This is a genomic window from Nocardioides sp. (assembly GCF_036401255.1).
Taxonomy (GTDB): domain Bacteria; phylum Actinomycetota; class Actinomycetes; order Propionibacteriales; family Nocardioidaceae; genus Nocardioides.
In genome coordinates this window covers 1-3,801 of the sequence record NZ_DASWVI010000389.1, presented here as the reverse complement: position 1 = coordinate 3,801, position 3,801 = coordinate 1, and the positions used below count along the sequence as shown (strand labels likewise).

General features: G+C 75.8%; 3 protein-coding genes and 2 pseudogenes. 2 read left to right on the top strand and 3 right to left on the bottom strand.

Features of this window, described 5'->3' with window-relative positions:
* From VGD85_RS18225 to VGD85_RS18215, 3 genes and pseudogenes are all read right to left on the bottom strand, one after another.
* Positions 1 to 673: pseudogene (locus tag VGD85_RS18225) on the bottom strand (hypothetical protein); the annotation flags it as partial.
* The gene (locus VGD85_RS18220) at positions 670 to 1,488 is read right to left on the bottom strand and encodes a PP2C family protein-serine/threonine phosphatase (RefSeq protein WP_331064850.1); all 819 of its coding nucleotides are present in this window, start codon (positions 1,486 to 1,488) and stop codon (positions 670 to 672) included. The pseudogene VGD85_RS18225 and the gene VGD85_RS18220, both read right to left, overlap by 4 nt.
* Before the next feature lie 95 nt (positions 1,489 to 1,583).
* Positions 1,584 to 2,747 (bottom strand): trans-sulfuration enzyme family protein, encoded by a 1,164-nt coding sequence (locus VGD85_RS18215; protein ID WP_331064849.1) that lies wholly within the window; start codon positions 2,745 to 2,747, stop codon positions 1,584 to 1,586.
* A gap of 108 nt (positions 2,748 to 2,855) precedes the next feature.
* Between VGD85_RS18215 and VGD85_RS18210 the strand changes: the two genes are divergently transcribed.
* Together VGD85_RS18210 and VGD85_RS18205 are read left to right on the top strand one after the other, a co-directional pair.
* The gene (locus VGD85_RS18210; protein ID WP_331064848.1) at positions 2,856 to 3,389 is read left to right on the top strand and encodes an Lrp/AsnC family transcriptional regulator; all 534 of its coding nucleotides are present in this window, start codon (positions 2,856 to 2,858) and stop codon (positions 3,387 to 3,389) included.
* Positions 3,390 to 3,399: 10 nt separating this feature from the next.
* Positions 3,400 to 3,801, top strand: a pseudogene (locus tag VGD85_RS18205) (hypothetical protein); the annotation flags it as partial.

Below are 3,801 nucleotides of genomic sequence, written 5' to 3'. Positions count from 1 at the left end.
GCGGGACCGGCGGGACCGGTGGGACGGCCGGCATCGCCTCGGTGACCGGGCCCAGGTCGGGCTCGGGCCGCGCCTCGGCCGGGGAGTCGTCGGCCGGGCCGAACAGGGCGTCGAGCAGCGGCTCCGGCTCGAGCGCGGTGGCGGGTCGCGCCGGGGTCGGTTCGGCGAGCGGTGCGGCGGCGGGCGCGTCGGGGACGTCGGGGACGTTGGGGACGTTGGGGACGTCGGGCACCGCGGCGACCGGCGGACACTCCGCGGTCGAGATCCGCACCAGGCCGTCGGTCACCAGCAGGTCGTCGGGCGCGGTCTCGTCGGCGACCTCGATCCGCACCCGGGTGACGCCGGTCAGGGTCCGCTCGACCCAGGTGGTCGCGTCGTCGCCCGCGAGGTGCACGACCTCGCCGGGCGTGGCGAGGTGCGCCCGAGCGGCGCCGCGGAGCACGAGTCGGGTCTGCTCGTCGGACCGGCTGACCAGCACGAACCCCGGCAGGTCACGCAGACCCTCGCGGATCAGGGCGTCGAGGGTCTCGTCGAACCCGGCCCCGTCGTCGACGAGCTCCCACAGCGCGGCGACGCGCCGCTTCTCGCTCGGGGGCAGCACGACGGTGGCGTGCCGCCCGAAGATGCCGAACCACTCACCGCCACGGAAGGACCAGGTGGGGTGCTCGCTCACGGCCGTGCTCCTGGCTTCTGCTCGAGACTCTCCCGCTGACGCTCGGAGTCGTGGGTGTCCTCGGCGGCCCATCCCACCACATCGACGACCAGCGCGGTCGCGTTGTCCTCACCGCCCGCGGCGACGGCGGCGGCGACGAGGGCCTGCGCCGCGTCCCGCGGGTCCGCGCGCTGCGCGAGGATCCGCTCCATCTCGTCGTGGTCGAGCATGCCGCTCACCCCGTCGGAGCACAGCAGCAGTCGCGCGCCCTGGTCGAACGGGACCGAGAAGAAGTCGGGCTCGGCGCCGGTCGCATCGCCGAGGGCACGCGTGATCACGTTGCGCTCGGGATGGGTCGCGGCCTCCTCGGCGCCGATCCGGCCCGCGTCGACGAGCTCTTGGACCAGGCTGTGGTCGACGGTGACCTGGACCAGCCGCTCACCGTCGTAGCGGTAGCCGCGCGAGTCGCCGAGGTTCGCGACCAGCCAGGCCGGACCCGCGTCGTCCTCCACGAGCAGCGCGGCGACCGCGGTGGTGCCGGCCGAGCGGACGACGCCGTGGGCGTGCTGCCGGTCGGCGTACTCGCCGATCCGCTCGGCGCAGGCGGCGAGGGTCGCGGTGACGGCCTCGGCGCCGCCACGCGGGTCGTAGCCGGCCTCTGCGAGCCGGCCGAACTCCTCGACGACGATCGAGCTGGCCACGTCCCCGCCCTCGTGTCCGCCCATCCCGTCGGCGACGACGAACACCGGCGGCGCCGCCAGGTAGGCGTCCTCGTTGACCTCGCGGACCGACCCGACATCCGTGGCGGCCCCGTGCTGCAGCTCGACCTGGTTCATCCCCACTCGGCCCCTCACGACTCGGCCATCGGCTGGTGCGCTCGACCAGCCCGGGCTCACTCTCCCAAATGCCCGGGTCGCCGGGGGCCAAACGCTCAGCGGGCCGGCAGGGCCTGATCCAGGTCGGCCCAGAGGTCCTCGACATCCTCGAGGCCCACCGAGAGGCGCAGCAGGCCCTCGCCCGGCCGGGCGGCCGCCTCCACCGGGCGGTGGGTCAGCCCGGCGGGGTGCTGGACGAGCGTGTCGACGCCGCCGAGGGACACGGCGTGGACGATCAGGCGGCAGGCCTGCGCGGTGGCCGTGGCCGCGGCGTACCCGCCCGCGAGCTCGAAGGCCAGCAGGCTCCCGGGGCCGCTCATCTGGGTGCCGACCAGGCCGCGCGGGTCGCACTGCTTGAGGCCGGGGTAGAGGACCCGCGCGATCGCGGGGTGGTCGGCGAGCCGGCCGGCCAGCACGGCCGCGGACTCCTGCTGGGCCCGCACCCGCACCGGCAGCGTCTGCAGCCCGCGGTGCAGGTCGTAGGCGGCGCGCGGGTGGAGCAGGCCCCCGGTGAGCGCCCGGACCTGGCGGAGCCGGACCAGCCACTCCTCGCTCGCGGCGACGACGCCGCCCATCGCGTCGCCATGGCCGCCCATGAACTTCGTGGCCGAGTGGAGGACGAGCGCGGCACCGTGCGCGGCCGGCCGCTGGAGCACGGGGGTGGCGAACGTGTTGTCGACGAGGACGGGTACGTCGCCGGCCTGGGCGACCACGGCCGCGATGTCGACCAGGTCGACGGTGGGGTTGCCGGGGGTCTCGACGATCACGAGCCCGGTGTCGGGCTCGATCGCGTCGGCGATCCCGTCCGGCGTGGCCCAGGTGACGCGGGTGCCGAGCAGGCCGGTCGCGAGCACGTGGTCGGTGCCGCCGTACAGCGGACGGACGCCCACGACGTGGGGACGGCCGGCCGCGACGGTGGCGACGAGCACCGCGCTGACGGCGGCCATGCCGGTCGCGAACGCGACGGCGCCGGGCAGCCCCTCGAGGCCCGCGACCCCGCGCTCGAACCGGTCGACGTTGGGGTTCCACAGACGCTGGTAGACCAGCGAGGCGGCGCCCTCGGGGCGCCCGCCGGAGGCGAGCTGCTCGTAGGCCGCCCCGCCCGCGTCGACGCTGGGCAGCGGGTAGGTCGTGGAGAGGTCGAGCGGGGGCACGTGGACGCCGAGCGCGACCAGGTCCTCCCGGCCGAGGTGGACGGCGTCGGTGTCGGGTCGGGTCATGTCTCCAGGGTCGATCCACCCCACAGCTGCGGCAATGGTCGTGCAGATCCTTTGTCAAGCGGGCCGTCGTCCGCAGGATCTTCGGCGGAACCGCGTATCGTGCCCTCCGTGCCGAAGAATGCGCCGTGCCTCTCCCCCGGTCCGCCGCCGCGCGAGCGGCCGGTGCTCGACGACGTCGACCGAGCGCTGGTCGCGGCCCTGGTGCGCGATGGGCGCACCCCCAACGTCGAGCTCGCCCGGGCCGTCGGCATCGCGGAGTCGACCTGCCTGGCGCGGGTGCGCGGGCTGCGCGAGCGCGGCATCGTCACCGGCGTGACGGCCGACGTGGACCTGGCCAGGGTCGGGCTGCCGGTCCAGGCGCTGGTCACGGTCCGGTTCTCCGGCCACCTGCGCGCCGACGTGGACGCGTTCGCCGAGCACGTGACCGCGCTGCCGGGCGTGCTCGCGGCGTACAACATCTCCGGCGCCAACGACTTCGTCGTGCACGTGGCGACCGCGACCCCGGAGGCGCTGCGCGACTTCGTGCTCGACAACCTCACCGGACGGCCCGGGGTCGTGCACGCGGAGACGAGCCTGATCTTCCACGCCACCCGCGGGCGCGCGGTCCTCGGCCAGGAGGCTGCGCAGCGGACCGCCCGGTAGCGTTGCGGGGATGTCCGCGACCGGGTTCCGCACGCTCGCCGACCAGCTGCGCAGCTGGCCGGACGAGCGGCTGTCCCGGCTGCTCGTGGCTCGCCCCGACCTCGCCACCCCGGCCCCCCACGACTCCGGCCAGCTGGCGTCCCGGGCGGCGACCCGGTCCTCGCTGCTGCGGGCCCTGGACCAGCTGACCACCGCCGAGCTGAGCGTCCTCGACGCACTGGTTGTCGTCGGCCCGGCCACCGCGGCCGGGCTCACGGAGGTCGTGCATGCCGCCCCGGCCTCGGTGAGCGCCGCCCTCACCCGGCTCCTGGACCTGGCGCTGGCCTGGGAGTCGCCGGCGGGCGTGCGCGCGCTCACGGCCGTGGCCGACACGCTGCTGCAGGGCGGCGCGGCCGGGCTCAGCGGCCTGCGC